We start from the raw sequence: 25,905 nt of genomic DNA, 5'->3' as shown, positions 1-25,905 counted from the left end.
CGCCGCGTCGTATCGTCGCCGCATGGACCAGGTCACGGCTGTGACGGTGTTTCACCGCTGCGGCGACGGAAGCGGCTTCGTCGCGTGGGCCCGACAACTGCTGGACTCGGCGCGGCTGGCGGAAGGGCATCTGTCCGGCCGGGTGTCGATGATCGACCATCCACGTCTCGATTGCGCTGTCGCCGTGACGTTTTCCGATGCGACTGCGATGCACGGGTGGCTGGACAGCCCGCAGCGGGCCGAGGTACTGGCCGCCGGGCAGCAGCGGGGATTCTGGCGCAGCTCTGGTGACCTCGTCGTATCGGCGGAGGGGCCCGCGTCCCCCGGAGTCGGGGTGTTCCGCCACACCGTCACCGCCGGCAAGGAACCCGAATTTCTGTCCACGCAGGCGCGGTTGTCGGCGGCGGCGGTGGGGCTTGCCGGGCACGAAGGCACCGCGCTATTGCCGGCGGACGCGCCCGGCGAGTGGATCTCGGTGGTGCGATACCGGACGGCGCCGCAGCTCGCGGCATGGATGCGATCGGCTGAACGTGCGCAGGCTCTGCAGGGCTTGCGGTCGACACTCTCCAGTGACTTCTCGGTAGTTTCCAACACCACGCCGTTCGCTACCACGGTGCGGATGGAGAACGGCCGAACACTCATGACGCCGAACTGGAAGTCGGCGATGCTCGTACTCCTCGTGCTCTACCCCACGGTGATGTTGTTGTCGCGATTCCTCGGACCCGTGCTCAATGACGTCGGAGCGCAACCGTGGCTGTCGCTGTGGGTCAGTCAGATCGTCAGTGTCATCGCGATGCAGTGGTGGCTGATGCCCTTGGCATCCAAGCCATTTCGCCGCTGGCTCGACCCGGTCGACGGGGTGAGCGCACGCGTCACCGCCGTCGGAGCCGCCGTCATCGTCGCGGCCTACGCGGTGACGCTCACGCTGTTCGCGTCTGTGCATGATCTCCAGTTCTGGGACTACATGGACTGAGCGATGAGTTCCGGTGGCGGTTCGGGTCGGCATTCGCAGATGCCCACAACGGAAGGAGAAGTGCATGGCGCTTGCGCATGTGCTCGCCGTCGTCCATGTGTCCGACGTCGAGGCCGGCCGGCGGTGGTACGCCCAGCTGTTCGGCAGGCCCGAGGACAACAATCCGATGCCCTCGCTGGTCGAGTGGCAGGTGTTGCCGGGGGCCTGGGTGCAGGTGTTCCACGACCCGGACAGGGCGGGAACCGATGAAGTGAACTTCGCCGTCGACGATCTGGAGGCCCACATTGCCCAGTTGAAGGGACGCGGACTGGAACCCGGCGACATCGTCGACGCGAGCAAGGGTGTGCGACTGTCACGGTTCAGCGATCCCGACGGGAACGTCGTCAGCCTGATCGGCGGATTCCGAGTCGAATACTGACCGCGACCACGATCTCGTGGCCTGACGTTCGCCCGTCGCTCACGGTCGCGACACCTGACGACGCCACAGTGAACGCGTGCCCGTCCTTGCGCCTGAACGGTTTCACCGCTGGTGCGAACAGGTCGTCGCGCTCCTTCCGTTCGGGCTGGCGAAGATCGTCCCGCCGACGCTGCTCGGCTTCTGCCTCATCAACAGCTTCACCTTCGGCGTCGACTTGGTCCTGCTGACCGTGCTGCGGGGCGGGTTCGGTGCGCCGTACCCCGTCGCGGTGACGGTGGCCTACGCGTGTGCGTTCGGGTTGAGCTATGCACTCAACCGGTACTTCAACTTCCGGTCGCACGCGCCCGTGGGCCCGCAGCTCACCATCTACATCGTCGTGGTCGTCATCAACTACCTCGCGTTCATCCTGGCGCTGTCGACCATGCTGACCGATGTGGGTATCGACTACCGGATCTCGCGGTTGATGGCCGGTGGCTGCGAGGCCGTCTACATGTACTGCGCGTTGCGCTGGGTGGTGTTCGGGAAAACCTAGCTGACGTCGAACTGGTTCTGCCCCAGGCTGTTTAAGAATCTCGGGCCGAGAACGTCGAGTTCGCGCAGGTAGTCGTCCACCCACGTCCCGAACGGATGGTGGGCCAGGTACTCGTTTCGGAAGCGATCGTCTTCCGACACCTCGGTGGTGCAGAACGACGGGATGGCCAGGTCGACCACCGGTCCGTCGCGTTCCACCTCGGCGAGCAACAGCGGAGCGTCGCCCCCCAGGAACCGGTCGATGACCCAGCCGTCCTCGCCCAGCCATACCGAGGAGCGGACCTTGAAGATGACATGCGCGGCCCGCGACACGATCTGGCCGGCCACCAATGGATCGAGCTCGCGCTCCGCCTCATAGCGCGTGCCGCCCGCCGCCGGCCCCTTGGCCGTCATCGTGCCCATCGCTTCGTCACCGAGTGCGGCCACCAGCTCGGGCGGTGTGGCGTCCAACTCCGCAGGCGCCGGCCCCTGAAGCCGAACGCGCACCGCGTAGCCGTCGGCGGCGAACAGGTAGGCCTGTGCGATCAGCAGGGGAGTCGGATCGGACGCGGCGACGGCGGGCATCTCGCGGAGGAAGAATTTCCGCTCGAACTCGAAGTCGCCGGCGTCGGACATGTGCCGACCGTAACCCCGATCACCGAAGCCCCCTGGCATGCGGCGTCCGTGTCTGTTGACGATTGCGGAAAAAAGCCTAGAGTTGAGCGGAACAGACTCAACCTTGACGGCGTTGTGTAACAGGACAAGCATTTCAAGGGCGCCTCACGCGGCCCTTGCGTACATGAAAGGGAGGTGTCGTGGACTCGTTCAACCCGACGACCAAAACCCAGGCGGCCCTGACTTCGGCGCTGCAAGCGGCTACCGCCGCCGGCAACCCGCAGATCACTCCCGCCCATCTGTTGATGGCACTGCTGACTCAGAACGACGGCATTGCCGCACCGCTCCTGGAGGCCGTCGGCGTCGAACCCGCGACTGTCCGCGCCGAGACGCAGCGTCTACTCGACCGGCTCCCCTCGGCGACCGGCTCCAGCTCGCAGCCCCAGCTCAACACCGCGGCGATCGCTGCCATTACCGGGGCGCAACACCTCGCCACCGAGATGGACGACGAATACGTCTCTACCGAGCACCTGCTCGTCGGCTTGGCGACCGGTTCCGACGACGTCGCCAAGCTGCTCACCGGACACGGCGCCTCACCGCAGACCCTGCGCGACGCGTTCACGAAGGTGCGTGGCAGCGCGCGTGTCACCAACCCGGATCCGGAGGGCAGCTATCAGGCGCTGGAGAAGTACTCCACCGACCTGACGGCGCGCGCCAAGGAAGGCAAGCTCGATCCTGTAATTGGCCGCGACCACGAGATCCGTCGCGTGGTCCAGGTTCTGAGCCGTCGCACCAAAAACAATCCGGTGCTCATCGGCGAACCCGGTGTCGGAAAGACGGCGATCGTCGAGGGCCTGGCCCAGCGCATCGTCGCAGGCGATGTCCCGGAGTCATTGCGGGACAAGACCGTTGTGTCTCTCGACTTGGGTTCCATGGTGGCGGGCGCCAAGTACCGCGGTGAGTTCGAGGAGCGCCTCAAGGCCGTCCTCGACGACATCAAGAATTCGGCCGGGCAGATCATCACGTTCATCGACGAGCTGCACACCATCGTCGGTGCCGGTGCCACCGGGGAATCCGCGATGGATGCGGGCAACATGATCAAACCCATGCTGGCCCGCGGTGAGCTGCGGCTGGTGGGTGCGACGACGCTCGACGAGTACCGCAAGTACATCGAAAAGGACGCCGCGCTGGAGCGCCGCTTCCAACAGGTGTTCGTCGGCGAACCCTCCGTCGAGGACACCGTCGGCATCCTGCGCGGCCTCAAGGACCGCTACGAGGTGCACCACGGCGTGCGCATCACCGACTCCGCACTGGTGGCAGCGGCCGCCCTCAGTGACCGCTACATCACGTCGCGCTTCCTGCCCGACAAGGCGATCGACCTGGTCGACGAGTCTGCGTCGCGGCTGCGCATGGAGATCGATTCCCGGCCCGTCGAAATCGACGAGGTCGAGCGGCTGGTCCGTCGCCTCGAGATCGAGGAGATGGCGCTGGCCAAGGAGGAAGACGCCGCGTCGAAGGACCGCTTGGAGAAGCTGCGCGCGGAATTGGCCGACAAGAAGGAACAGCTCTCCGAGCTGACCGCCCGGTGGCAGAACGAGAAGAGCGCCATCGACGTGGTGCGCGAGCTCAAGGAGCAGCTGGAGACGTTGCGCGGCGAGGCCGACAGGGCTGAGCGCGACGGTGACCTGGCCAAGGCCGCGGAGCTGCGCTACGGACGCATCCCCGAGGTCGAGAAGAAGCTCGACGCCGCGCTGCCCCACGCCGAGGCTCGCGAGAACGTGATGCTCAAGGAGGAAGTCGGACCCGACGACATCGCCGAAGTGGTGGAGGCGTGGACCGGCATCCCGGCAGGCCGGATGCTCGAAGGTGAGACGGCCAAGCTGCTCCGTATGGAGGAGGAGCTGGGCAAGCGTGTGGTCGGCCAGAAGAAGGCGGTGCAAGCCGTTTCCGATGCGGTACGGCGTTCGCGCGCCGGCGTTGCCGACCCCAACCGGCCGACGGGCTCGTTCATGTTCCTCGGACCCACCGGTGTGGGTAAGACCGAGCTCGCCAAAGCCTTGGCGGAGTTCCTGTTCGACGACGAACGCGCGATGGTGCGCATCGACATGAGCGAGTACGGCGAGAAGCACTCGGTGGCTCGCCTGGTCGGTGCACCTCCCGGATACGTCGGCTACGACCAGGGCGGCCAGCTGACCGAGGCGGTCCGGCGGCGTCCGTACACGGTGATCCTGTTCGACGAGATCGAAAAGGCCCACCCGGACGTGTTCGACGTGCTGCTGCAGGTGCTCGACGAGGGCAGGCTGACCGACGGCCAGGGTCGGACCGTGGACTTCCGCAACACGATCCTGATCCTGACGTCAAACCTGGGTGCCGGCGGTTCCGAGGAACAGGTGATGGCCGCGGTGCGCTCGGCGTTCAAGCCGGAGTTCATCAACCGCCTCGACGACGTGATCATGTTCGACGCGCTGGACCCCGAGCAGCTGGTGTCGATCGTGGACATCCAGTTGGAGCAGCTGGCCAGGCGGCTGGCGCAGCGCAGGCTGACGCTCGAGGTGTCGCTGCCCGCGAAGAAGTGGCTGGCCGAGCGCGGGTTCGACCCGCTCTACGGCGCGCGGCCGCTGCGCAGGCTGGTGCAGCAGGCCATCGGCGATCAGCTCGCCAAGATGCTGCTGGCCGGCGAGGTGCACGACGGCGACGTGGTTCCGGTCAACGTCAGTGCGGATGGCGAGAAGCTGGTTCTGGGATGAGCGCTTGCGCCAAGACCCGACAGCTGGGCTGAGTCTCGCCGCCACCACACACAAACTCGCGTGTTTTCCGTCGAAAGCACGCGAGTTTGTGTCTGTTCGGCCTTTTGCTCGGCCTAGGTAAAGGCGGTGCTCGCGAGCTCGGTCTCGTCGCCCAGCAGTGCGGCGATGATCCGCTCGGCGACGGCGTCGGGATCCAGGCCCGCGGGGAGTTTGGGTGCCTGTCCGGCGATGGCCCGGTCGGCCAGCCCGGTCTCGGTGTGCGGCGGCCGGACGTCGACGACGCGGATTTTGCGTCGGCGCGCCTCGGTGCGGGCCGCGGTGAACAGCGCCGCGGTGGCGGCCTTGACCGCCGAGTAGACCGCCATGTTCGGCAGCGGCTTCTCGGCGACGACGGCACTGATGCCCAGGATGACGCCGCCGGCGTCGAGCACGGGAAGCGCCGCGCGCATCACACGCAGTGGCGCCAGGAAGTCGATCAGGACGAGGTCGTCGACGGTGTCGTCGTCGATGTCGGCCAACGGACCGAAGGCCACCACACCTGCGGCGATGACAACCCCGTCGAGACGGCCGTGCGCCTTGACGGCGGCCGCCACCACGGCGCGGCCGGCGTCGGGTTCGCGCAGGTCGGCAGTCACGACGTGCGCGCCATCGAAAGCGGCCAGCGCCTCGGCGGACCTCCCGGTCACGGTCAGTGCCGCCCCGCGCTCGTGCAGGCCACGGGCGATACGGGAGCCGAGGGCTCCGCTGGCGCCGACGACGAGGTAGGACTTTCCCGAGAGATCGCTCACCGGGCCAGTATGCGTTCGGCGCACCCTCGCGGCGATGGCTCAGCCTGAGACGAGGTTGTGACAAATTCGGATTCGGAGAGCGCGCCCCAGAGCGGATACTCTTGAGGCAATGGTCCCGCTTTGGTTCACCCTGTCCGCACTCTGTTTCGTGGGTGCGGCCGTTTTGCTGTACGTCGACCTCGACCGTCGGCGCGGTTTGGGCCGTCGGCGCAAGTCCTGGGCCAAATCGCACGGCTTCGACTACGAGCACGAGTCCGGCGACATCCTCAAGCGGTGGAAGCGCGGCGTGATGTCCACCGTCGGCGATGTCACCGCCCGCAACGTGGTCCTCGGGCAGATCCGCGGCGAAGCCGTCTTCATCTTCGATCTCGAAGACGTTGCCACCGTGATCGCCCTGCACCGCAAGGTTGGCACCAACGTGACCGTCGACATGCGTCTCAAAGGCATCAAGGAACCACGCGAGAGCGACATCTGGCTGCTCGGGGCGATCGGCCCGCGGATGGTGTACTCGACGAACCTCGACGCCGCCCGCCGCGCCTGCGACCGCCGGATGGTGACGTTCGCCCACACCGCCCCGGACTGTGCCGAGATCATGTGGAACGAAGGCAACTGGACGCTGATCAGCATGCCGGTGACCAGCACCCGCGCCCAGTGGGATGAGGGGCTGCGCACCGTGCGCCAGTTCAACGACCTGCTGCGCGTGCTGCCGCCGATGCCGACCGCGTCCACCGGACAGCCCGTCGCCCGTCGCAGCGGCTCGCCCAGCCGACCGATCACCCCCGCGCCCGCGGGTCGCGAGCTGCCCCCGGGTTACGCGGGCCAGCCCCGGCCAGACCCGCTGCGGCGTCCCGCGGCGCCGGTTCAGCAGCCGGCACAGCACAACGGGCGGCAGTCGCCCAACTATCAGCGATAAGTATCCTCTGGGGCATGCCACGCCCCGTCGCCTTGATCACCGGACCGACAGCCGGGATCGGGGAGGGGTTCGCCCGCCGCTACGCCATGGACGGCTACGACCTGGTTCTGGTCGCTCGCGACGCCGGGCGTCTCAACACCCTGGCCGCCGAATTGCATGACGAGGCGGGGGCGAATGTCGAAGTCCTCCGCGCCGACCTCGCCGAGGCCGACGACCGCGCGGCGGTCGCGGAGCGGCTGCGCGCCGGCGTGCGAGTGCTGGTGAACAACGCCGGCTTCGGAACTTCGGGAGAGTTCTGGACCGTCGACTACGACGTCCTGAAGGCACAGCTGGATGTCAACGTCACGGCGGTCATGCAGCTGACGCACGCCGCACTGCCATCCATGCTGGCCGCCGGTGAGGGCACCGTGCTCAACGTCGCGAGCGTCGCCGGACTCCTGCCCGGCCGCGGGTCGACCTACTCGGCATCCAAGGCATGGGTGGTGTCGTTCTCCGAGGGACTGGCCAACGGCCTCGGCGGCACCGGCGTCGGAGTGCACGCGTTGTGTCCCGGCTTCGTGCGCACCGAGTTTCACGAGCGGGCCGGAATCGACATGGCCGGCACCGCGGGCTTCCTGTGGCTCGAGGTGGACGACGTGGTCCGGGAGACGATGGCCGACATCGCGAAGAACAAGGTCGTCATCATTCCGGGCCTGCAGTACAAGGCGCTGACCACCGGCGGGCGCATCGTGCCGCGAAATGTGGTGCGCGCCTTGTCCAAAGTGGTGGGTAAGGGCCGTGGCAGGACCTGAGAACCTGTGCGGGTAATCGCCGTCCTGACAGCGATCGTGCTCGCTGTCGCATCGTGCTCCGGTGACTCGGGCGATCGCGAGGACGTCTTCTCCGCTGCGACAGCGTCGATGGGTGAGTCCCTGGAGCTTCTCGGCTGGAACATGTCAGTGGCCAACCTGCGCTTCGACGCCGACTACGTCCTCGTCGACGTCGATGCGGCCCCCGCGAAGGAGGGGGTGACGCCGGCGGACCCGGAGGACCTCCGCTTCGGTCTCTACGGTGCACTCGCCCACCCCATCGAGGCCAACGGCATCGGCGGGTGCGGTGACGTGACAAACCTTGGCATTCAACCGTTGTCGGTGACTCCGGACCGCCTGACGGGAACGGTATGCCTGGGTCCGCAACGGGATCAGTCCCAGGTGCGCGGCGTCTACGCCTACTCGCCGCGCGACCGCATCGCCGCATCCACGGTGGCCTATCCGGCGGCGTTTCCCGTCGGCGTGCTGCCCACCAACTCCAACGACACCGGTCTGACGCTGAAGACCAGCAGCGTGGATGCCTTCTCCGAAGACGGCGCTCAACTGGCCCCGACCGCGCTCGGCGAACCGAAAGCCTTTGAGGGCAAGGGTTACATGCTGCTAGGCCTCGAGGTCGACGGCCTCGCGCAGCGCTACCGCGAGGACTCGGCGAAGCGGGGCGGGCCGATGATGGTGTTGGCCGCACCGACCCTGCCCGGCAAGGGGCTCAGCCATGCCTGCGGGATCTACGGTGCCTCTGTGCTGGTGCTGCCGGAAGCCTCACGCGAGGGTGTCCAGCTGCGGGCCTCGCTGTGCACGCAGGGCGAGATCAACCAAGCGCTGCTGTATGCGACGGTGTCGCTGGCGGGAACGCACGCGGCGCTGTGGGAACAGGACGTCTCGCGGTGACGGAGCCGCCCGGCCCCACCGAGTGGGGTGGGGGTCCCGGCGTCGGACCCTGGGACGGACAGCTGCCCGACGACCCGCGTTACGACACCGAGCTGTTGCGTACCGGCGACACCCGCAATGTCGTTGATGCCTACCGGTATTGGACGCGCGACGCGATCATCGCCGACATCGACCGACGTCGGCATCCGCTGCACATCGCGATCGAGAACTTCGGCAACGACGCCAACATCGGCGGGGTGGTGCGGACCGCGAACGCCTTCGCGGTGGACACGGTGCACATCGTGGGCCGCCGTCGCTGGAACCGGCGCGGTGCGATGGTCACCGACCGCTATCAGCGCCTGCGTCATCACGAGACGACCGCCGACCTGCTCGACTTCGCGGCCTCCCACGGCCTGGCGGTCGTGGCCGTCGACAACGTCCCCGGGGCGTCCCGTCTGGAAGAGACGCAGCTGCCCCGTGATTGCCTGCTGGTCTTCGGGCAGGAGGGCCCCGGTATCACCGAAGATGCGAAAACCGGTGCCCTGCTAACAGTCTCGATCGCACAGTTCGGATCGACGCGCAGCATCAACGCCGCCGTCGCTGCCGGCATCGCCATGCACGCCTGGATCAGGCAGCACGCCGACCTCAGCCGAGCTTGGTGAGGTTCGCGGAGCCGGGCTGCCGGCGGCATCTGGCCGCGGCCGCAGCAGCCACCACACCGCGACCGCGGCGGTGAGCAGCAGCGCCGCGCCGACGCCGGAAGCCACCGTAAGGCCCTGTGTGAACGATTCTTTCGCGGCGTCGAGCAGTACTGCCTGCTGATCGGCAGGTAGGGTCTGCGCGGCATGAATCGCGTTGGGCAGCGAGTCACGTGCTTGCGCGGCAACGTCGGCCGGAACGTCCGGTGCGAAGCTGACGCCGCGATAAACCGCGGTCACGATCGACCCGAGCGTAGCGATCCCCAGCGCCATGCCCAGTTCGTAGGCCGTCTCAGACACTGCAGCCGCCGCGCCTGCGCGTTCCTTCGGCACGCTCGCCAAGATCACGTCACTGGCCACCGTGAACGCCAGCCCCAGCCCCACGCCGACGACGAACAGCGAAATGCCCAGCGGCAGATACGGAGCCATCGGGGTGAAGACGACCAGCGATGCCATCAGAGCCGCCATCGCAATGCCGACCATCGCCAGCCCTGCGGTGAGCACCGACCGGTGTGAGAAGTAGCGCACCGCCACACCGGCGAGCACGCCGAACACGGTCGCGGTCATGGCGGCGGGCAGCTCGGCCAGACCTGCCTTGAGCGGGCCGTAACCGTGGACGAGCTGGAAGTACTGGGACAGGAAGAACACCAGTCCGGCGAGACCTAGCACCGAAAGCAGGTTGGCCGACACCACACCGGAGAACCGGGGATTCGCGAAGAGTCGCACGTCGATCAGCGGCGTCGGAAGGCGCAGCTGACGGCGGACGAACAAGGTGAGTGCCACCGCCCCGACGACGCCGGTCACCACGATGTCGGCGCCGATACCGTGGGCCAGTCCGGTGAAGCCCTCCTTGATCGCATAGACCAGGCCCAGCATGCCCACCATGGACAGACCGACGCTGGGCAGATCCCACGGACCCGGGTCAGGGTTGCGGTGCTCGGGCAGCAGCACAAGGCCGCCGACAAGCAGCACCACCTTCACGGGGATGTTGATCAGGAACACCGAACCCCACCAGAAGTGTTCCAGCAGAACGCCTCCCACCACGGGGCCCAGTGCTGCGCCTGCAGAGAAGGCTGACGCCCAGATGCCGACGGCGATGCTGCGCTCACGCTGGTCGGGGAACAGTCCGCGGATCAGCGCCAGCGTCGCAGGGGCGAGCGTCGCGCCCGCCACACCGAGAAGCGCGCGCGTCGCGATCAACATCTCCGGACTCGTCGCGTAGGCGGAGACCACCGATGCGACAGCGAAACCTGTTGCACCCCAGAGCAGCAACTTCTTGTGGCCGATGCGGTCGCCGAGACTGCCCATACTGATCAGCAGTGCGGCGAGCACGAACGAGTAGATGTCGCCGATCCAGAGGATCTGCGTACCGGTGGATCCGAGATCGGCGGTGATGAACGGGGTCGCCAGCGCGAGGACGGTGCCGTCGATGCCGATGAGCAGCACGGCCATGGTCAGGACGCCGAGAGCGAACCAGCGTCTGTTCATTTCTTCACTCCGTTGAGTAGAAGGTCGGTGATCAGTCGGTCGAAGTCGCGGGCGGCGGCGCGGCCGGCGCGGATGGACCATGCGGTGCCGGCGATCAAGCTGTAGAACGCCTCGGTGAGCCAGGCCGCGGTCAGCTCGGGCCGGAATGCTCCCTCGCGCTGACCGCGCAGGAACAGCTCCGTGATGGCGGAGTCGACCTCGTCCCAGATCTCGATCGTGGTTTCGAGGTCGGCTTCCTGGCTCTGGCTGTACAACAGGACGAAGTAGGGGGAGATCGGCTCACAGGCGGTGACGAGCCGGCGCAGCGCGTCCGTCGCCGAACCTTCGTCGAGCCGCACCGTCTTGAGGACCTCGCGCAACTCGGCGACGGCGAGTTCTTCCAGCGCCCCCATCAGTGCGGCGCGGCCCGAGAAGTGCCTATGCAGCGTCGCGCGACTCACGCCGACGGCGGTGGCGATCTCGTCCTGCGTCGCGTTGGGGCGCCGGCCGAGGAAGTCGGCAGCAGCCCGCAGCAACTGGTCGCGGGTCGAGGACATGCGACAAGAATAGCTCATATGAGACAGATTTGTCTCATAGCCTCTGGGCTGTCGGTAGGGCAGGATCAACGGCATGGATCAGATGTGGGCCAACCGCGCCGCCAGCGCCGAAGCCGCCATCGCCACGCGGCATCTCCGAAAACTGTGGGGGCTGCCGGGTACCCAGCTGGGCGTGGTCGCCTGGCCGGCCGCGGCTAAGCAACGCCGCTTCGGGACCTGGCACTACTGGTGGCAGGCGCACCTGCTGGACAACCTCGTCGACGCCCAACTGCGCGACCCGAAGCCGGAGCGCCTCACCTCGATAAACCGTCAGATCCGCGGGCATCGGCTGCGCAACATCGGGAGGTGGACGAACGACTACTACGACGACATGGCGTGGCTGGCACTCGCGCTCGAGCGCGCCGGCCGTCTGACCGGGGTGGCCCGCCCGAAAGCACTGCACAAGCTCGCCGACCAGTTCCTCAGCTCGTGGGTGCCCGAGGACGGCGGCGGCATTCCATGGCGCAAGCAGGACCAGTTCTTCAACGCCCCGGCCAACGGGCCCGCCGCGATCTTCCTCGCCCGCTACGAAGGCAGGCTGCGCAGAGCGCAGCAGATGGCCGACTGGATCGACGAGACCCTTATCGATCCGGACACGCATCTGGTGTTCGACGGCATCAAGGGCGGCTCGCTGGTACGCGCCCAGTACACCTACTGCCAAGGCGTGGTGCTGGGCGCGGAGACCGAGCTCGCGGCGCGCACCGAGGATCCACGCCACGCCGAGCGGGTCCACCGGCTCGTCGCGGCCGTCGCCGAGCACATGGCGCCCGACGGCGTCATCAAAGGCGCGGGTGGCGGTGACGGCGGATTGTTCAACGGCATCCTGGCCCGTTATTTGGCGCTGGTCGCCACCGATCTACCCGGTGACGGCGAGGCTGATGTCTCGGCCCGCGAGACCGCCGCGAAGCTGGTGCTGACCTCCGGACGCGCCGCGTGGGAGAACCGTCAGACCGCCGAGGGCCTTCCCCTGTTCGCGGCGTTCTGGGACCGCCCAGCCGAATTGCCCACGGCCGGAACGAAAGACGCGCAATTCGTCGAAGGCGCCGTCAACTCCTCCGAGATCCCCGAACGCGACCTGTCGGTGCAGTTGGCCGGCTGGATGCTGATGGAAGCGGCCCACTCGGTTGCGGGCGGCGCATCGGACACGGTCTCGGAGAACACAGCCGGGTGAGCGAACCGACCACCGGGCGGGGTTTCCCGCTGCTGCCTTCGCGGCGTACCCGTGGCAGCAACGCGACGAGAACCACCGACAACACCGCCGCGGCACTGCTGCTGACGTTTACCGTCATCGCGATCCTGTGGGCGAATTCGCCGTGGGCCGACAGCTATTCCGCGTTGCTCGACACGCACGTCGGCGTCAGCTTCGGCAGCCATCACGTGGAGATGACTGTCAAGCACATCGTCAACGACGCCCTGATGACGTTCTTCTTCTTCATCGTCGGGCTCGAGGTGACCCGCGAGTTCACCATCGGCGAGCTGACCGACCGGTCGCGCGCCGCGGTGCCGGTGGTCGCCGCCGCCGCAGGCCTGGTGCTGCCCGCCGTGGTGTTCCTGGCGTTCAACCCCTCCGGCGAGAACGCGCACGCGTGGGGCGTGGTGATCTCCACCGACACGGCCTTCCTGGTCGGGGCGCTGGCGATCATCAAGCCGATGTTCCCGGCCCGGGTGCGACTGTTCCTGCTGACACTGGCCGTGGTCGACGACGTCGGGGCGCTGATCGCGATCGCGCTGTTCTACTCCGACAGCATCCAGGTCGGGCCGCTGGTGGTGTCGGTGCTGCTGATCGTCGCGCTGGCGCTGGTGCGGTTCCTGCCCAAGGAGCGAGGCCCGGCCTACGCGGTGCTCGGCGTCGCGCTGTGGATCGCGCTCTTCATGGCAGGTATCCACCCCACGCTGGCCGGTGTCGCCGTCGCGCTGCTCATCCCCGTCTTCACCCCGGCCCGGCGCCCGGTCGAGGAAGCCGTCACGCAGATCCGGGCGTTCCGGCAATCCCCGAACTCCGAGTACGCGCGTGCCGCGAGCCGTTCGCTGCGCGAGTCGATCTCCATCAACGAGCGGCTGCAGACGGCCGTCGGCCCTACCGTGTCGTTCGTCATCCTGCCGTTGTTCGCGCTCGTCAACGCCGGGGTGCGGCTGGACAGCCAGAGCGTGATGACGGCCCTGCGGTCGCCGCTCACGTGGGGCATCGTCGCCGGTCTGGTGATCGGCAAGTTCGTCGGCATCACTGGCGCGACCTGGCTGATCCGCAGAACCGGGATCGGCGTGCTGGCGCCGGGTCTGACGTTGCGCCGCATCGCCGGCGGCGCGGCGCTGTCGGGTATCGGCTTCACGATCTCGCTGTTCATCGTCGACATCGCGATCTCGGATCCCAGCAGGCAGGACCAGGCGAGGATCGGCGTGCTCGCGGCATCGGTGATCGCGTTCGTGTTCGGCTGGGCGATCTTCCGGATCACCGATTGGATCAGTCCGCCCGAGCCGGTGGGGCTCAAGCTGCTCCGGCCCGTCGACCCCGAGCGCGACCATGTCCGTGGGCGGCCCGACGCACCGCTGACGCTGGTCGAGTACGGCGACTTCGAGTGCCCGTTCTGCAGCCGCGCCACCGGCTCGATCGACGAGGTACGGGCACACTTCGGGGAAGACCTGCTCTACGTCTGGCGGCACTTTCCGCTCGAGCGAGCACATCCGCGGGCGTTTGACGCAGCCCGGGCCAGTGAGGCTGCTGCGCTGCAGGGCAAATTCTGGGAGATGGCGCGCCAGCTGTTCGCTCACCAGGACGACCTCGAGTGGTCCGACATCTACCGCTACGCCGTGGCGGCCGGCTGCGACATCGAGCAGTTCGACCAGGATGTCCGGGTGCACTCGAAGAATGTGCTGCACCGCGTGGAGGACGACGCCGAGGACGCCGACGCGATGGACCTCAACGCGACACCGACGCTGTTCGTCAACGGCAAGCGGCACAAGGGTCCGTGGGACGCCGCGAGTCTCATCCGCGCGCTTGAAGACTCACGTCCCTGAGCGACCGCGCACGATCCCGAAGACGACCAATGCCCCCGCGAGGACGGTCAGCGTCAGGCCCGCGACCGTCACGGCCCGGTCGAACTGTGCAGTCTGCTGCGCCGTCCACTGCGACGAGGCGATGGCGCCGGTGAACAGTCCGGCGAGGATCGTGCCCGCCACCGCGACCCCGGCGCCCGACGTCACCTGGGACGCGGTGTCGGTGAGCGCCGTACCGATGGCGGTGCGGTTCTCGGGCAGGCCGCGCAGGACGTTCACTGCGGCGACGACGCCGACCACCCGCATGCCCGCCGCGACCAGTACCAGTGCCAGGGCGACCCACGCATATCCGAAACGGCCGAGCAGCCCGTAGACCGCAAGCCCGGCCACGACGGCCGACGCGCTGATCCAGGCGGCACGCTCCGGTCCGACGCGCTGGACGAATGGGTTGACGACGAAGCTGCCCGCGATGAGCACGACGACCTGCGGCAACATCCCGCGTCATCGCCGGTTATGTGACGGTGCTGACGGCAACCGCGCGCCGCGTCATCGAGGAAGGCGCGCCCGACCCGGTGATCGAGGACCACCGTGCGCGCCTCACCCGGTTGTTCGACGCGTTGCGTGACGGTCTCTAGGTCGTCTGCTCGCCCGCGTCCATGGGCGGTGTCGGGATACCGGCCTGCTTGGCGGCCTTACGGCGCTTGTACCACTCGAAGGCGATCGGCAGCACCGAGAGGATGACGATGCCGATGACGATCGGCTCCAGCAGCTTCTGGATGATCTCGATGCGGCCGAGCCAGTACCCGAGCAGGGTCAGGCCGGCACCCCAGACGATGGCGCCGACGGCGTTGTACAGCGTGAACACCGCGTAGTTCATCTTCGCCGCACCGGCAGTGATCGGGGCGAGCGTACGCACGATGGGCACGAAGCGGGCGATGACGATGGCGAACGGGCCGCGCTGCTCGAAGAACAGGTGTGCCTCGTCGAGGTACTTCTGCTTGAGGAATCGCGCGTTCGGCTTGAACATCGCGGTGCCGACGTTGCGGCCGATCCAATAGCCCACCTGGGCGCCCAGGATCGCCGCGATCGGAATGAACAGCAGCAGCTGCCACAGCTGGAAGTTCACTTGGGCGACGTTGCCCTCGGCCGACGCCGTCTGGATGCCGGCCGCGAGCATGCCCGCGACGAACAGCAGGGAGTCGCCCGGAAGGATCGGGAACAGCACCCCCGACTCGACGAACACCACGACGAGCAACCCGATCAGCGCCCAGGTGCCGAAGTAGCTCAGGAGGTTGATGGGGTCCAGAAAGTCGGGCATCAGCGCGAGATTGTCGACGACCACGGCCCCAAGGGTACCGGCGGCATAGGCTGAGTCATGCCCACCCACAAGGCCGTGCAGGTCGCCTCAGCCAACGAAGCACTCACCCTCGTCGACGTGGAGACCCAGCCCCCTCCCGCCGGTCACGTCCGTATCGCCGTCGCCGCGTGCGGGGTCTGCGGCACCGACCGCGAATTCCACGCCGGTCACTTCCCCGGATTGGAATGGCCCATCACGATGGGTCACGAGATCGCGGGCACGGTTGCCGACGTCGGTGACGGTGTCGAGGACTTTGCCGCCGGTGACCGAGTGGCGGTCGGCTGGTTCGGCGGCAACTGCAACCGTTGCATCCCGTGCCGCAAGGGCCAGTTCATGCAGTGCGTGCGCATGCAGGTGCCGAGCTGGCAGTACCCGGGCGGCTATGCGGAGTCGGTGACGGCTCCGTGGACTGCGCTCGCCCGAATCCCCGACGGTCTGTCGTTCGCGGAGGCGGCGCCGATGGGTTGTGCGGGGGTGACCACGTTCAACGGGCTGCGGCAGACCCGCGCCAAGGCCGGCGACGTGGTCGCAATCCTCGGTGTCGGAGGGCTCGGGCACCTCGGCGTGCAGTGGTCGCGGGCGATGGGCTTCGAGACGGTCGCGATCGCGCGCGGTACGGGCAAGGAAGAGGAAGCCAGGCAGTTCGGGGCGCACCACTACATCGATTCCACGGCACAGGACGTCGCCGAGGAGTTGCAGAAGCTGGGCGGCGCGGTCGTTGTGCTGGCCACCGCGAACAACGCTGCCGCGATGGCCGCGACTGTCGGCGGTCTCGCACCCCAGGGCGAGCTGGTCACCGTCGGCGTTACCCCTGAGAACCTGCCGATCAGCCCGCTGCAGCTGATCAACGCAGGGCTTTCGGTGACGGGCCATCCGTCCGGCACCGCGCGCGACGTGGAGGAGACGATGCACTTCGCGCTGCTGACCGGGGTGCGAGCCATGGTTGAGGAGCAGCCGCTGGCCGAGGCTGCCGAAGCGTTCGAGGCGATGGACTCCGGCCGCGCCCGGTACCGTCGGGTGCTGACTGTGTAAGCGCCGCGAATGCACGCTTGTTGACGGAATCCGGCCGGATTTCATCACCAAGCGTGCACTCGGCGCGACGGAGGACGACGGTGCCCAAGTGTGGTGTAGGGAAACACCCGATTTCTTCTGCGGCATGCCGGTCTTATCGTCGGCGAAATGACCAATTACTCCCTTGCAGCAGGCACTTTCGTGATGGTCGCAGCGTGTCTCAGCGCGGCGGGCTGTAGTTCGCCGGGCAATGTCAGTGAACAGAACACCGAGGCCGGCGACACAGCTTCGAGCGCATCTGCGACCAGCCCGACCGTGATCGACGCCTGTGCGCTGCTGTCGGCGGACGATGTGTCGGCATTGCTCGGTGCGCCTATCGAGGGACGCTCCACCTCCACCGACCCGGCCATGCCGGCATGCCTCTGGGAGAACCCGGACAACTACGAATCCATCGCGATCGAGATCGGGAACCCTGGTTCGGCTGTGAACAACACGCTGGCGCCACCCGAACCCGGATTCCCCGATGTCGGGACGCCGGGTCCGGATGGCATGCGATTCCTGGTGCCCGGGCAGGTGGAGTTCGCGGCGGGCGGGCGCAACAACATGGTTCAGGTCGCGGTGCTGTCGATGTCGGGGGACGAGGCCAACGCCGCCGCCGTCGACCTCGCCCGCAAGATCGGCCCCCAGATCCCCCGATGATGTTCCTAGAAGCTCGAAAAGTCCTGCTGCACGCGACCAATCTCGACGGTCTTGCCCTGGAAGTCGGCCTGACACGTGACCACGACCGTATAGGTCTGCCCGGGAAGCGGAGCGGCGAACTCCAGTGGGGTGGTGCCCTTGGGGTTGACTTGGAAATCACGGCTGACCGGAATGCCCAGCCCGTTGACTTCCGCGGCGTTGTACGTGCACTGCGCCTGGAGGTTCGACGTGTTGCCCACAGTTACTTTGGCGCGCAGGCCTTCTCGCACGATGTTCAGGGTGACGGCATTCGTCGGCGCTGCTTCGACGGGAGGTGGCTTGGGCGGGCAGGTTTGGCCGGCCGGGATGGTTGGGCCGCCGGTGCACTTGATCGGCCTCCCCGCGGGTTCCGGGACCGGCGCCGGAACGGGGGCCGCTGCGGGCGGCTCGCCGAGCGCAAGACTCACGACGCTGTATTCGCGATCGTCATTGCGGACCATCCCGACGCCGAAGTCCTTGTAATTGCAGTTGGTGATCAAGGGTCGCATCTTGTCAATCAGAACCCGGATCGCCTCTGAGGTGGGATCTTCCTGCGAGTCACCCTCGGCCGTCTTGCCGTTATAACGGCCAGCTGGGGGTACGCCCGGCGCCCTGTTCCCTATCATCGCTTGCGCATTGCCCTCAAGGTCGATGTTGTAGTTCAGCGGGCCGCACGGTGAGCCGCTGCGCGCGGCGTTGACGGCGGCGCGGATCCCGTCGAGCGGACTGGCCTGCGCAACGGGCGCGAAGACCACCCCCGATACCGCACAGGTGGCCGCGAAAAGCGCTGAAGATGCTACGGATACGTACGATCGCGTCGTGGTCACGGTTGTTCCCCCTCGGAATCTTTGGCGGATCGACCGTAAGCCGGTACCGCCGACGACTAAATAGGGTGTTCCCCTACATCTGTCGGGGAGCGATCGAGGTTCGGCGATGGGGAAGCCCATACCGTCGTCGTGGCACGCTGCTCGTCAGCGCCGCATCACTAGGGGTCCTTCAGGTTTTCAGACATCAGCCGCCCAAGGGCAGCCCGTGATTTGATACCGAGCTTGCGGTAGATGCGAGACAGGTTGGCCTCCACCGTCTTCGGGCTGATGAACAGGGCGGCGGCGACGTCGCGGTTGGTCATACCGGATGCTGCGAGTTCGGCAACCAGTTGCTCGGACGGGGTCAAGGTCGTGTCGCGGTGCGGGCCGACGTTGGCGCGCCCCAACTCGGCGCGGGCGCGTTCGGCCCACAGTGGTGTCCCGAGTTGCTCGAAGGTGTGCAGCGCTTCGGTGAGTGCCGCGGAGGCAGCCTGGTTGCGACGTTGTCGTCGTTCGAGTTGGCCGACGAGTAGCTGAGTTCTGGCCTGTTCGAACGGCATGGGCAGCCGTTGGTGTTCGGTCATCGCGAGTTGGGCAGCGTCGGCTGCGGCGTCCACATCACCGCGCGCCGCGAGCAGCATGGCACGGCAGCGTCCACCGCAGGCCAGCATCCATGCCCGGTCCAACCGTCGGCCGTCGTCGAGGAACCGTTCGATCAGCCGTTCGGCATCGTCGAGCCGTCCCATGGCGACCATCGCCTCGGCGGCGTCGGGTACGAACAGGCCGATCATGATCTCCAAAGGCATTGGAGTCGAGTCGATCAGCGCCAGCGCCGGTTCCAACGCGCTCAGCGCGGCGGCGTAGTTGCCCAGGGACACCTCCAGAAAGGCCAGCATCGCCAGCGGGTAGCGAGTCATCGGGGGTGTGCCGAGGAGTTGCAGATGCGTCAACGCCTCCGCGACATCCTCCTTGGCACGCTGTTCATGGCCTGCGTAGGCGGCAAGGGCCGCCCGCGTCGTCAGACCGATGCACACGGGCTCCGGGTCGCCCAGGGCGTTTGCCCGTTCGATCGCGTCCTCGGCCAGCAAGCCGGCGTCGGCCATATCACCGCGCCAGAGAGCCATCAAAAAGCTGTGGAAGTCAAGGATGGCCAGTTGGTGCTCCTCGCCTCGATCCAGGGAACGCCTCCGCACCGCCATCATCGCGTCGTGTCCGCGGTCGAGCTGGCCCGTCCAGGCCAGGAGCAGCGCATTGTTGAGCGAGGCGCTCAGTACCGACGGAATGTCGGACGCAGGGTCTTCGAGCTCCAGCGCGCGCGTCATCGTCTCTTCGTCGAAACCACGCCCGGCGGCGAAGCGCTGCATCGTCCGCATGGCCAGAGCCGTACTCAGTAGGTCGGTTCGGTCCAGTTCGGTGGCGAGTGTGACCGCTTCGTCGATACTGCGGGCAGATGCGTCGAACTGGGCCGTGTTGAGTTGCGCGTGGGACAGCATTATCAGCGCATACGCGCGTCGGCCGGGGTCGTCCGCGGATTCGGCCAGCACGCGGGTGAGAACAGCGATCACTTCCGCGAGCTTCTCTTCGGCGGTGCGGACCTTGGCGAGCAGTGTCAGCGCTTCTGCCCGCACCTGACCCGATGGCAGCGTATCGATGATCTGTTCCAGCCGCGTCGCTGCTTCGTTGAAGTTCGCGGCATGTAGATGATGTCCCGCTGCTCGAATATGACGCGCGGGGGTGTCGCCACCGAGGCTGATGGCCAAGTCGAGCAACTCTGCTGCGGCGCCGGGCGCTCCTCGGTTGGCCGCCGACTGCGCGGCTGCGTCCAGAGAGTGCAGCGTCTGATCGTCTGCGACGGTGGCCGAGAGCGCGAGATGTCGGGCTTGCAGCTCTGGCTCGGTGACGATACCGGCGAGCGTGGCATGCATCCGTCGGCGCCGGGGCGCAGGGGCTTCGGCGTGAATACCGGCGGCCAGCAGGGGATGCGAAAACCGAATCCGCTGGCCCTCGTAGTGGATGAGCTTGTGGTCTTCGGCCTCGTCGAGGATCTCCGCAACGCGCGAGTGCGTGACGTTCATCGCCCGCGCGATGAGGTCGATGGTCGGCGATCCGGCACAGGCGGCGGCGAGCAACGCTTCCTGCGTTTCCGTTCCCACTTCGCTGATCCTGGCCCGAACCAGATCGGAAAGTGTTGTCCGCATCGATATTTCATCATGAGCGGATGCATATGCCAGTTGCAGGGCGTAGAACGGGTTGCCGCGGGAGATGTCATGAATGCGGACCATTGTCGGTCGCGGCAATGACAAGCCCAGCCGTTGCGAAACGATGGTCCGCAGTGCGCCCAGGCTGAGGGGTCCGACCACCAGACGACTGCTGGACTCCGTTCTGGGCAACCGATTCCGGAAGAGGTCAAGCGCGGGGCTCGCGTCGCTGCGCATCGCGGTGATCACCCCGACCGCACCCGAAAGCCGGCGCGCGGCGAACGCGACGGCGGCAGCGCTGGAGTGGTCGAGCCACTGCAGGTCGTCGATGCAGATCAACACCGGTCTGACCTCTGCCAGCGTGTCGATGACCGACAGGAACGCCGCGGCCACCGCCCGCGGATCGGTCGGGGTGTCACCGGGATCCCCCCGGAGCAAGACCCGGTCCAGCGCAAAACGTTGCGGTTCAGGCAGGCTGTCCAGCACCGTCGTGTCGACGCGGCTCAGGAGGTCTGCCAGCGCAACGTAGGACAGCACCGATTCTGTGTGCGCCGGCCGTGCGGTAAGCACGTGAAAGCCGCGCTCGCGGGCCTGCTCCACGCCGGCGAGCCAGATGGTGGTCTTGCCAATTCCCGCTTCGCCTTCGATCAGCAGGCTGCTGGGTTCGTGGGTCGTGGCGTCGAGAAACCCAGCGACTGCCGCGGATTCGGCATCGCGGCTCACTACCCCCGCAGCCACCTCAGGATCATGTCACAGCCGTCGCCGGGTCGGATCGAAGCTTCGATAGGGATTCGCCCGATTTAACTGGCTGCGCGACGCCGATAGCCTCCGACGTGTGGGGCCCCCAGAAGAGTGCTATCTGGTCGAGTGGTATCAACCCGCCGTCGTGCGCGAATCACTCGAACGGACTTCGGCTGTCCTGCAATCAAGTGCCGCGGCAGCATCGGCGCTCGGTCCCACGATCCAGCTGATGTCCATGATCGTGGTTCCCACCGACGAGATGGTCTTCGGGATCTTCTGTGCCGCGTCAGCCGACTTGGTGTCGAAGGTATGTCGGCATGCCGGTTTGCCCGCCGACCGTCTCACCGCGGCAACCGACATTCGTCTCGAGCCCAGAGGGCCGGTATGACGCATCGTGCTGTGACGAGCGGGGATGGTCGGGCCGCCGGAGCGCCCGCGAAAACCACTGCAGGCACTGCACATTTGGATGCTCGGGCAGGGGTTACGGCTCGACCGTGGGGCACCTGTGTCCCACCCGCAGCAATAGGGAAACACCCGATTTAACGGCCGAATGACCACGGATAACGTCGGCGTGGCATCAGCTCTCACGCGGTCACAACTGGAGAAAGCGGAACGTCCATGAAGCCGAATATTCTTACCCCGATGCCTGCTGCGATCGTCCTGGCGGCGGGTGCGCTGTTGTGCGCTCCGGCGGCCGCAGCCGATACGGGGACCTTCCTCGACGAACTACAGACGAACGGCGTCTGGCTGCCGGACAAGAACGCGGATCAGGTGATCGACGCGGGTTACGGTGTGTGCGGGGAGCTGCGCGACGGTGTGTCGGTACTCGACGAGATGAGCCGGGTGGAGTCGCTGTACAGGTTCGGTCAGGGCACGCTGTTTGTCAGCGCGGCCACGACACATCTGTGCCCCGACTTCGCCGGTTAGTTAGCGCCGCACTGGGTTCGGTCGCCGACGAGTTGTTTACTCCCGCTTCCCCATTCAGTTGTTGGTGAGCTCTCTTCCCCCGGCTGGGCCCTTGGGCTCGGGCAAGAAGCGCCCAAGGGTTGGGTGAGCGCGCGCTCTCCACCTTCACCACCTGTCCGACCGTCAGCTCGTCGATGACCACGGCGTAGGGTTCGTTCCTACTTCGCCGACTGTGACGTGCCGATGGCGCCGTCGCCACTGCCGGGGCGGCAGGGTCGCGAGAACTACTCGCCATCGACCGAGGCGAGTACGTCAACCAGGTCGCAGTGGGTGCCTAGCCGATGCCGCGCTGCCAATGATGACCAGGCCCGCGGGTGCGAGCGCGACGAGGATCTCGGCGGACCAGCGCGCCGGAATCGCATTCCTGAAATACTCGGCTGCAAGCCCGTCTCTGAAAGGACCGCTCATGCCCATCGCCACGCCCGAGGTCTACGCGGAGATGCTCAGCCGCGCCAAGGAGCATTCGTTCGCGTTTCCTGCGATCAACTGCGTCGGCTCGGAGAGCGTCAACGCCGCGATCAAGGGATTCGCGGATGCAGGCTCTGACGGCATCATCCAGTTCTCCACCGGAGGTGCCGAATTCGCGTCCGGCCTCGGTGTCAAGGACATGGTCACCGGCGCTGTCGCGCTCGCCGAGTTCGCGCATGTCATCGCCGCCAAGTACGACATCACCGTCGCGCTGCACACCGACCACTGCCCGAAGGACAAGCTCGACACCTACGTCCGCCCGCTGCTGGCAATCTCCGCGGAGAGAGTTGCCAAGGGTCAGAACCCGCTGTTCCAGTCGCACATGTGGGACGGTTCGGCGGTCCCGATCGACGAGAATCTGTCCATCGCGCAGGAACTGCTCAAGCAGGCGGCCGCGGCCAAGATCATCCTGGAAATCGAGATCGGCGTGGTCGGCGGCGAGGAGGACGGCGTCGAGGCCGAGATCAACGACAAGCTCTACACCACCCCGGAAGATTTCGAGAAGACCATCGATGCCCTCGGCGTCGGCGAGCACGGCAAGTACCTGCTCGCCGCGACGTTCGGCAATGTGCACGGCGTCTACAAGCCGGGCAACGTGAAACTCAAGCCCGAGGTGCTGGCCGAGGGGCAGAAAGTGGCGTCGGCCAAGCTGGGTCTGGAGGCCGGTTCCAAGCCGTTCGATTTCGTATTCCACGGTGGCTCAGGCTCTTTGAAGTCCGAGATCGAGGACTCGCTGCGCTACGGCGTGGTGAAGATGAACGTCGACACCGACACCCAGTACGCGTTCACCCGCCCCATCGTCGGCCACATGTTCACCAACTACGACGGTGTGCTGAAGGTCGACGGCGAGGTCGGCAACAAGAAGGTCTACGACCCACGCAGCTACTTCAAGAAGGCCGAGGCCTCGATGAGTGAGCGTGTGGTCGAGGCGTGCAACGACCTGCACAGCGCAGGCCGCAGCGTCTCAGCGGGCTAGTAGCGCAACGGTCCGACGTTTTCAGTGAAAGTGCGAGTAAGTCGCTGCAAAACGTTGGAGTGTCGGTCTCGGCTGTGAGGCGCGCAGTCTCGCGCAGGCCGCCTGCTACTGCGGGGCCTGGCAGATCTTCCACTGGTCGTCGCGGAACTGCAGATCGAAGCTGCGGGTGGAGCGGGTCTGCGGCGCGAACGCCATGAATGTGGTGACGTTGGCTTCGGCGTGATCGCCGTTGACGACGATCTGGTCGATGCTGGCGACGACGGGGTAGCGGCCCGCCTCGGCGACCCGGCGGTGCGTCTCGGCCCACTTCTTGTCATCGATGCTGTTGTAGCCCTCCGCCGTCGTGCCGCAGGTGATGCTGCGCAGCGTCGCCAGGTCACCCTTCTCGATGGCCGCGTCGTAGTTCTGGATGGTGGTGCGGACGTTGTCCTCCTGCGACACCGACGGCGACGAGCCGCGGGTCAGCAGGATGGTGCCCACCACCGCGACGGCGGCCAGCGCCGCGATCACCAGCACGATGGCGATCACCCACCCCCACTTGCGCTTCGCCTTCGGCGGCTTGGGAGTCTCGCCGCGCGGCGGAATCATCTGCGGCGCGGCAGGTTTCTGTGCGGAAAAGCCCTCGGTCGGCGTACCGGGGTCGCGCACGGAGAACTGCTCGGTCGCCGGATCGGTCGACCGGTTGATGATCTGCGTGGAGCCGGCGTCGAATCCCGACGGCGCGGTGAAACGCCGCTCGTTCGGGTCCACCGTCAGCTCGTCGCCGTGCGGTTCGGCGGGGGCGAACACCTCGGTGGCCGGTTCGGCGTCGGCGGCCGCGGCCACCTGCTCGGTGGGCTCGTCCGAGTTGTCAGGCCCTTGGGGGTTCGACATACCGCGGAAGCTTAGCTATCCGCGGTGACGGTTGCCTGCACCCACACGGCACAATGGGGCGCATGACTCGGATGGGTGATCTCCTCGGACCGGAACCTGTGTTGCTGCCCGGCGATCCCGCCGCAGAAGCCGAACTCGACGCCTCGGAAAACCCCTCGCTTGTGGCTGCCGCACACCCCGCGGCATCCATCGCGTGGGCGGTGCTGGCCGAACAGGCCCTCGACGCCGATCAGGCCGTCGCCGCATACGCCTATGCACGCACCGGCTATCACCGCGGGCTTGACGCGTTGCGGCGCAACGGGTGGAAGGGCTTCGGGCCCGTGCCGTTCGCCCATGAGCCCAACCGGGGTTTCCTGCGCTGCGTCGCGGCCCTGGCCCGTGCCGCCGAGGCGATCGGTGAGACCCCCGAGTATCAGCGCTGCCTCGACCTGCTCGACGACTGCGATCCGCGAGCGCGCGGCGAACTCGGCCTTTAGCGGTTCTGCGACTCGCACTCGCAGTCGGCTGCGCTGTCCGGCGGTTCGACCTGAACCGTGGCGTGGTCGAGTCCGCGCGCGGTGAGGACGGCTCGCGCATCATCGAGCACCTGCGCGGAATCTCGGCTGCTGGTCAGGTGAGCGGTGACCATGTCCTTGCCCGGCACCAGCGTCCACACGTGCAGGTCGTGCACCTCGGTGACCCCGTCGACAGCGCAGAGCGCGTCCCGCAGTTCCTCGACGTCGACGTGGGCGGGGGACGACTCGGACAGGATCCGCAGCGCCGCCCGGGCCAACGCGATCGCCCGGGGTAGCACCCAGAGCGCGACAAGCACGGCGACGACGACGTCGGCGTAGGGCCACCCGGTGGTGACCGTGACGATGCCCGCGATCAGCACCCCGATGCTGCCGACGGTGTCGGCGACGACCTCCATGTAGGCGCCTTTGACGGCGAGGCTCTCCTGGGAGTGCGTTCTCAGCAGGAACACGACGACCGCGTTGGCGATCAGACCGGCCAGCGCCACCACGATCATCGGAACGCCCGGGACGTCGGGCGCGTCGCCGAGTCGCTCGAACGCCTCGTAGAGGATGAAGCCGGCCACGCCGAGCAGGAGCACGGCGTTGGCGACGGCGGTGAACACCTCGGCGCGGTGCCAGCCGTACGTCCGCGACGGTGAGGTACTGCCGCGTTTGGCCAGCAGTACCGCGGTCAGCCCCATGAACATGGCGACGAGATCGGTGAGCATGTGGCCGGCATCGGCCAGCAGGGCAATCGAGTTGATCGCCAGCGCGGTGGTCAGTTCGATCACGAAGAAGACGGTGAGGATGCCCGCAGCGATCACCATGCGCGAGACCTTGGTGTCACCACCATGGCCGTGATCATGTCCTGCTCCCATGCCGAGCAATATATGCGTATTAGCG

General features: G+C 67.0%; 26 protein-coding genes. 16 read left to right on the top strand and 10 right to left on the bottom strand.

Annotated elements, in window-relative coordinates; all coding sequences use genetic code 11:
* Nucleotides 1–22: 22 nt before the first annotated feature.
* The 3 genes from AWC12_RS24280 (at nucleotide 23) to AWC12_RS24270 (ending at nucleotide 1,923) form a co-directional block, all read left to right on the top strand.
* A complete protein-coding gene (locus tag AWC12_RS24280; protein ID WP_110808736.1) occupies nucleotides 23–973 on the top strand; it encodes an antibiotic biosynthesis monooxygenase in 951 nt (316 codons plus the stop codon).
* Nucleotides 974–1,037: 64 nt separating this feature from the next.
* On the top strand, nucleotides 1,038–1,391 hold the full coding sequence (locus tag AWC12_RS24275; protein WP_024445572.1) for a VOC family protein: 354 nt from the start codon (nucleotides 1,038–1,040) through the stop codon (nucleotides 1,389–1,391).
* Nucleotides 1,392–1,467: 76 nt separating this feature from the next.
* Nucleotides 1,468–1,923, top strand: a complete 456-nt coding sequence (locus AWC12_RS24270; protein WP_085177514.1) for a GtrA family protein — start codon at nucleotides 1,468–1,470, stop codon at nucleotides 1,921–1,923.
* On the opposite strand, the gene AWC12_RS24265 is transcribed toward AWC12_RS24270, so the two are convergent.
* Nucleotides 1,920–2,537 carry a CYTH domain-containing protein gene (locus AWC12_RS24265; protein ID WP_085177512.1) on the bottom strand — a complete coding sequence of 206 codons (618 nt, stop codon included), beginning with the start codon at nucleotides 2,535–2,537 and terminating at the stop codon, nucleotides 1,920–1,922. The genes AWC12_RS24270 and AWC12_RS24265 overlap by 4 nt on opposite strands.
* A gap of 179 nt (nucleotides 2,538–2,716) precedes the next feature.
* Here AWC12_RS24265 and clpB point away from each other — a divergent pair, with 179 nt between their 5' ends.
* The gene (clpB, locus tag AWC12_RS24260) at nucleotides 2,717–5,263 is read left to right on the top strand and encodes an ATP-dependent chaperone ClpB (RefSeq protein WP_024445569.1); all 2,547 of its coding nucleotides are present in this window, start codon (nucleotides 2,717–2,719) and stop codon (nucleotides 5,261–5,263) included.
* 113 nt (nucleotides 5,264–5,376) lie between these two features.
* Here clpB and AWC12_RS24255 read toward each other — a convergent pair whose 3' ends face one another.
* Nucleotides 5,377–6,051 carry an SDR family NAD(P)-dependent oxidoreductase gene (locus tag AWC12_RS24255; protein ID WP_085177510.1) on the bottom strand — a complete coding sequence of 225 codons (675 nt, stop codon included), beginning with the start codon at nucleotides 6,049–6,051 and terminating at the stop codon, nucleotides 5,377–5,379.
* Nucleotides 6,052–6,160: 109 nt separating this feature from the next.
* Between AWC12_RS24255 and ttfA the strand changes: the two genes are divergently transcribed.
* From ttfA to AWC12_RS24235, 4 genes are read left to right on the top strand one after another with little or no spacing between them, the layout of a single operon-like run.
* Nucleotides 6,161–6,964: a trehalose monomycolate transport factor TtfA gene (ttfA, locus tag AWC12_RS24250; RefSeq protein ID WP_085177508.1), complete on the top strand. Its 804-nt coding sequence runs from the start codon at nucleotides 6,161–6,163 to the stop codon at nucleotides 6,962–6,964.
* A 14-nt stretch (nucleotides 6,965–6,978) separates the two neighbouring features.
* The gene (locus AWC12_RS24245) at nucleotides 6,979–7,755 is read left to right on the top strand and encodes an SDR family NAD(P)-dependent oxidoreductase (protein WP_085177506.1); all 777 of its coding nucleotides are present in this window, start codon (nucleotides 6,979–6,981) and stop codon (nucleotides 7,753–7,755) included.
* Between the two features lie 6 nt (nucleotides 7,756–7,761).
* On the top strand, nucleotides 7,762–8,661 hold the full coding sequence (locus AWC12_RS24240) for a hypothetical protein (RefSeq protein ID WP_085177504.1): 900 nt from the start codon (nucleotides 7,762–7,764) through the stop codon (nucleotides 8,659–8,661).
* Complete coding sequence (locus tag AWC12_RS24235) at nucleotides 8,658–9,302, top strand: TrmH family RNA methyltransferase (RefSeq protein ID WP_085177616.1); 645 nt, start codon at nucleotides 8,658–8,660, stop codon at nucleotides 9,300–9,302. The genes AWC12_RS24240 and AWC12_RS24235 overlap by 4 nt, the downstream gene beginning before the upstream one ends.
* On the opposite strand, the gene AWC12_RS24230 is transcribed toward AWC12_RS24235, so the two are convergent.
* Together AWC12_RS24230 and AWC12_RS24225 are read right to left on the bottom strand one after the other, a co-directional pair.
* Nucleotides 9,186–10,826, bottom strand: a complete 1,641-nt coding sequence (locus tag AWC12_RS24230) for an MFS transporter (protein WP_133057378.1) — start codon at nucleotides 10,824–10,826, stop codon at nucleotides 9,186–9,188. The genes AWC12_RS24235 and AWC12_RS24230 overlap by 117 nt on opposite strands.
* The gene (locus AWC12_RS24225; RefSeq protein ID WP_085177502.1) at nucleotides 10,823–11,362 is read right to left on the bottom strand and encodes a TetR/AcrR family transcriptional regulator; all 540 of its coding nucleotides are present in this window, start codon (nucleotides 11,360–11,362) and stop codon (nucleotides 10,823–10,825) included. The genes AWC12_RS24230 and AWC12_RS24225 overlap by 4 nt, the downstream gene beginning before the upstream one ends.
* Before the next feature lie 73 nt (nucleotides 11,363–11,435).
* Here AWC12_RS24225 and AWC12_RS24220 point away from each other — a divergent pair, with 73 nt between their 5' ends.
* A complete protein-coding gene (locus AWC12_RS24220) occupies nucleotides 11,436–12,572 on the top strand; it encodes a glycoside hydrolase family 76 protein (RefSeq protein WP_085177500.1) in 1,137 nt (378 codons plus the stop codon).
* Complete coding sequence (nhaA, locus tag AWC12_RS24215; protein ID WP_024445560.1) at nucleotides 12,569–14,416, top strand: Na+/H+ antiporter NhaA; 1,848 nt, start codon at nucleotides 12,569–12,571, stop codon at nucleotides 14,414–14,416. The genes AWC12_RS24220 and nhaA overlap by 4 nt, the downstream gene beginning before the upstream one ends.
* On the opposite strand, the gene AWC12_RS24210 is transcribed toward nhaA, so the two are convergent.
* Both AWC12_RS24210 and AWC12_RS24200 read right to left on the bottom strand, forming a co-directional pair.
* Nucleotides 14,405–14,890, bottom strand: coding sequence for an MFS transporter (locus AWC12_RS24210; RefSeq protein ID WP_024445559.1), 486 nt, complete (start codon nucleotides 14,888–14,890; stop codon nucleotides 14,405–14,407). The genes nhaA and AWC12_RS24210 overlap by 12 nt on opposite strands.
* A gap of 136 nt (nucleotides 14,891–15,026) precedes the next feature.
* The gene (locus tag AWC12_RS24200; RefSeq protein ID WP_085177614.1) at nucleotides 15,027–15,713 is read right to left on the bottom strand and encodes a DedA family protein; all 687 of its coding nucleotides are present in this window, start codon (nucleotides 15,711–15,713) and stop codon (nucleotides 15,027–15,029) included.
* 57 nt (nucleotides 15,714–15,770) lie between these two features.
* Here AWC12_RS24200 and AWC12_RS24195 point away from each other — a divergent pair, with 57 nt between their 5' ends.
* Nucleotides 15,771–16,784 carry an alcohol dehydrogenase catalytic domain-containing protein gene (locus AWC12_RS24195; protein WP_085177498.1) on the top strand — a complete coding sequence of 338 codons (1,014 nt, stop codon included), beginning with the start codon at nucleotides 15,771–15,773 and terminating at the stop codon, nucleotides 16,782–16,784.
* A 147-nt stretch (nucleotides 16,785–16,931) separates the two neighbouring features.
* Nucleotides 16,932–17,462 carry a DUF3558 domain-containing protein gene (locus tag AWC12_RS24190; RefSeq protein WP_085177496.1) on the top strand — a complete coding sequence of 177 codons (531 nt, stop codon included), beginning with the start codon at nucleotides 16,932–16,934 and terminating at the stop codon, nucleotides 17,460–17,462.
* Between the two features lie 5 nt (nucleotides 17,463–17,467).
* On the opposite strand, the gene AWC12_RS24185 is transcribed toward AWC12_RS24190, so the two are convergent.
* On the bottom strand, nucleotides 17,468–18,235 hold the full coding sequence (locus tag AWC12_RS24185) for a spore germination YkwD domain-containing protein (RefSeq protein WP_234814145.1): 768 nt from the start codon (nucleotides 18,233–18,235) through the stop codon (nucleotides 17,468–17,470).
* A gap of 230 nt (nucleotides 18,236–18,465) precedes the next feature.
* Nucleotides 18,466–21,222: a LuxR family transcriptional regulator gene (locus AWC12_RS24180; protein ID WP_085177492.1), complete on the bottom strand. Its 2,757-nt coding sequence runs from the start codon at nucleotides 21,220–21,222 to the stop codon at nucleotides 18,466–18,468.
* 97 nt (nucleotides 21,223–21,319) lie between these two features.
* Between AWC12_RS24180 and AWC12_RS24175 the strand changes: the two genes are divergently transcribed.
* The 3 genes from AWC12_RS24175 to fbaA all read left to right on the top strand — a co-directional run bounded on the left by AWC12_RS24175 (nucleotide 21,320) and on the right by fbaA (nucleotide 23,635).
* Complete coding sequence (locus AWC12_RS24175) at nucleotides 21,320–21,613, top strand: hypothetical protein (RefSeq protein WP_085177490.1); 294 nt, start codon at nucleotides 21,320–21,322, stop codon at nucleotides 21,611–21,613.
* A gap of 254 nt (nucleotides 21,614–21,867) precedes the next feature.
* Entirely contained in the window at nucleotides 21,868–22,152 is a 285-nt protein-coding gene (locus AWC12_RS24170) for a DUF732 domain-containing protein (RefSeq protein ID WP_165762852.1), read from the top strand.
* 445 nt (nucleotides 22,153–22,597) lie between these two features.
* Nucleotides 22,598–23,635 carry a class II fructose-bisphosphate aldolase gene (fbaA, locus tag AWC12_RS24165; protein ID WP_085177612.1) on the top strand — a complete coding sequence of 346 codons (1,038 nt, stop codon included), beginning with the start codon at nucleotides 22,598–22,600 and terminating at the stop codon, nucleotides 23,633–23,635.
* Between the two features lie 105 nt (nucleotides 23,636–23,740).
* On the opposite strand, the gene AWC12_RS24160 is transcribed toward fbaA, so the two are convergent.
* Nucleotides 23,741–24,508, bottom strand: a complete 768-nt coding sequence (locus tag AWC12_RS24160) for an Rv0361 family membrane protein (protein WP_024445550.1) — start codon at nucleotides 24,506–24,508, stop codon at nucleotides 23,741–23,743.
* A gap of 62 nt (nucleotides 24,509–24,570) precedes the next feature.
* Between AWC12_RS24160 and AWC12_RS24155 the strand changes: the two genes are divergently transcribed.
* Nucleotides 24,571–24,984 carry a DUF3151 domain-containing protein gene (locus tag AWC12_RS24155; RefSeq protein WP_024445549.1) on the top strand — a complete coding sequence of 138 codons (414 nt, stop codon included), beginning with the start codon at nucleotides 24,571–24,573 and terminating at the stop codon, nucleotides 24,982–24,984.
* Here the strand turns inward: AWC12_RS24155 and AWC12_RS24150 are convergent.
* Nucleotides 24,981–25,880 carry a cation diffusion facilitator family transporter gene (locus tag AWC12_RS24150; RefSeq protein WP_085177486.1) on the bottom strand — a complete coding sequence of 300 codons (900 nt, stop codon included), beginning with the start codon at nucleotides 25,878–25,880 and terminating at the stop codon, nucleotides 24,981–24,983. The genes AWC12_RS24155 and AWC12_RS24150 overlap by 4 nt on opposite strands.
* Nucleotides 25,881–25,905 lie beyond the last annotated feature (25 nt).

The organism is Mycolicibacterium iranicum (genome assembly GCF_002101705.1).
In the GTDB taxonomy this organism is placed as follows: Bacteria; Actinomycetota; Actinomycetes; order Mycobacteriales; family Mycobacteriaceae; genus Mycobacterium; species Mycobacterium iranicum.
This window is presented reverse-complemented; position numbering and strand designations above follow the sequence as displayed.